Here is a 2,608-nt window from a genome sequence, read left to right as displayed (position 1 = left end):
CAACTGGCTGGGCGCTGAGGCCCGGTGTGGTACGTTGCCGAGCAGAAAACGCGGACTTGCCCTACGACGCAACGTAACTTACTACTGCTTTAGGCCTTCTAATAAGATGGGGAATAACCTACCCGTTTTGGCAAGAATGCCGATGTATACCAAGAAATAACCTATACTAATTGGTAGTAAATTGGAAATTTGGATGTAAAAACAATGTCAGACCCTTCAGAGCAACCGATCGACGTTATGCTTGCCGACAACAATCCACTGGTGTTGTCGGCCATGTCAGAGATTTTTGAGCGTGATCCGCGATTCTCTCTGGTTGCTACATCTGCAACCGCCGAAGGCTTCCTGGGCGCGGTCATGAGAGTACCGGTAAAGGTCTGCGTGATTGCCTGGAATTTGCCGGTTCTGGGTGCTGCCAAACTGATCGAGGTTTTGCGTGAACAGGAAAACGCACCCCGTTTTGTCGTCTACGGCGATGAGACAGGAGATGTTCCGCGCCTTGCAATGCAGGCCGGCGCAGCGGGGTTTGCTTCGCGGTCTGGTGAGGTTGAGCGCCTGTTGGAAACCTGCGCAGACGTAGCTGTCGGCAAAATGGTGTTCCCATTCATCGACGTTCGGAAAATGCAGAGAGACCCGATCCATACCCTGTCACGTAAAGAGCGCATCATACTTGAAGCACTGGCCAAGGGCTTATCGAACCGCGATCTTTCGAAAGACCTGCAAATCTCAACCAACACGGTGAAATTTCACCTGTCCAATATATATGAAAAACTGTCGGTCAAGAACCGGGCGCAGGCGATTGCGTTTTACTATTCATCCCGCGCCGCATCGGACTAGGTGGATTGCATGTCTGCCCAATCAGGGGTGGCTTCTGCGTCAGCCCTCCGCGCGTATCAGATCGCTGGCCTTTTCGCCGATCATGATCGCGGGCGCATTGGTGTTGCCGCTGACGATTTCCGGCATGATCGAGCAATCGGCCACCCGCAGGTTCGCGATGCCGTGTACCTTCAGTTTTGCATCGACAACAGAGGCCCCGGCGCGGCCCATCGCGCAGGTGCCGGTCGGGTGATAGATCGACGCCGTGTTCGATCTGGCCCAGTCCAGAGTGCCTTCGTAATCGTTGCAACTCAGATCGGCGGTTGGCCGGAACTCCTCGGAAATCTTCGAGGCCAGAGGGTTCTGCTTGGCGATCCTGCGGGCGATGTTCACGCCGTGGACGATGGTTTGGCAATCGGTCTCGGTGGACAGGTAATTCGGGATGATCTTGACATGTTTCGACGGGTCCGGGCCGTCCAGCCTGAGTTCGCCGCGGCTTTCCGGGCGCAGTTGGCAGACCGACATTGTGAAGGCCGAAAACGGATGCACGCCCTCGCCGGGGCTGTCGGCGGACCAGGGTTGCACATGGAACTGAATGTCGGGCGTTTCGACCTCGGGGCGGGTTTTCAGGAACCCGGTGGCAAGGCTGGCCGCCATGGTCATCGGCCCTGCACGGAACAGCGCGTATTTCAGCGCGATGCGAGCCTGGTTGAACAGGCTGCGGACCTCGTCATTCAGGGTCGGTTCATTGCATTTGAACACCAGCCGCGCCTGCAGGTGATCCTGCAGCCCCTTGCCGACGCCGGGCAGGGCGTGCATGGGGTCGATGCTGTTTTCCTTCAGATGATCGGGGTCTCCGATACCCGACAGCATCAGGATTTGCGGTGAGTTGATCGCCCCGCCGGACAGGATGATCTCGCGCCGCACCGTCAGGGTTTGTTCCGCGCCCGAGCGATCCCGGTAGACCAGTCCGGTGGCCTTTTTCCCCTCCAGAATCACCCGCGTCACCAGCGCCTTGGTGATGATGTTCAGGTTCTGGCGGTTGCGGATGGGCTTAAGGTAAGCCACCGCCGCGCTGCAACGGCGCCCATTGCGGGTGGTCAGTTGAAAGTACCCCACGCCCTCTTGCTGCGCGCCGTTGTAATCGGGGTTGAACGGGTAGCCCGCCGCCTGCGCGGCTGCGACCCAGGCGTCGCAGATCGGGCGTTGAATGCGCATGTTGGACACCGACAAGGGCCCGCCGACGCCGTGAAACTCGTCCGCGCCGCGTTCCTGATCCTCGCAGCGTTTGAACAGGGGCAGCACGTCGTCCCAGCCCCAGCCTTCGTTGCCCATCTGACGCCAGCGGTCATAATCCTCTTTCTGGCCACGGACATACAGCAACCCGTTCAGCGAGGATGAGCCGCCCAGCACCTTACCCCGCGGCCAGTCGATGGAGCGGCCATTCAGGCCGGGATCGGGCTCGGTCCGGTAGCACCAGTCGACCGAGGGGTTATGCATGGTTTTGAAATACCCGACGGGAATGTGAATCCAGGGGTTGGTGTCGCGCCCGCCGGCCTCGAGCAGGGCCACGGTCGTGCCCGGCTCGGCGCTTAGGCGATTGGCGATAACGCAGCCCGAAGACCCGGCCCCGACGACAGCATAGTCCACTTCCATAATCACCTCCCTGAAACTGGTTTCAAAAAGTTCTAGCCAAACGCTGAGAAATATACTAGCGTTTTTTGATACAAAACGTCTCAATAATTGCGATCAGGGAGGTAAGCAATGGAGATCGGCAAGAAACTAAGTGGTATTT

General features: G+C 58.2%; 2 protein-coding genes. One reads left to right on the top strand and one right to left on the bottom strand.

Annotation, left to right across the window (positions count from 1 at the left end):
* Positions 1–204 precede the first annotated feature (204 nt).
* Positions 205–834, top strand: a complete 630-nt coding sequence (locus tag ACR0K1_RS25445) for a LuxR C-terminal-related transcriptional regulator (protein WP_480852299.1) — start codon at positions 205–207, stop codon at positions 832–834.
* A 39-nt stretch (positions 835–873) separates the two neighbouring features.
* Here the strand turns inward: ACR0K1_RS25445 and ACR0K1_RS25440 are convergent, their stop codons facing one another.
* Positions 874–2,469: a GMC family oxidoreductase gene (locus ACR0K1_RS25440; RefSeq protein ID WP_480617687.1), complete on the bottom strand. Its 1,596-nt coding sequence runs from the start codon at positions 2,467–2,469 to the stop codon at positions 874–876.
* Positions 2,470–2,608 lie beyond the last annotated feature (139 nt).

The sequence above is a fragment of the Ruegeria sp. F5 genome, from assembly GCF_056533845.1.
This window is presented reverse-complemented; position numbering and strand designations above follow the sequence as displayed.

Bases quoted from the DNA above. Each gene is read 5' to 3' on its own strand.
- ACR0K1_RS25445 (WP_480852299.1), top strand. From the start codon at position 205: ATGTCAGACCCTTCAGAGCAACCGATCGACGTTATGCTTGCCGACAAC.
- ACR0K1_RS25440 (WP_480617687.1), bottom strand. From the start codon at position 2,469: ATGGAAGTGGACTATGCTGTCGTCGGGGCCGGGTCTTCGGGCTGCGTT.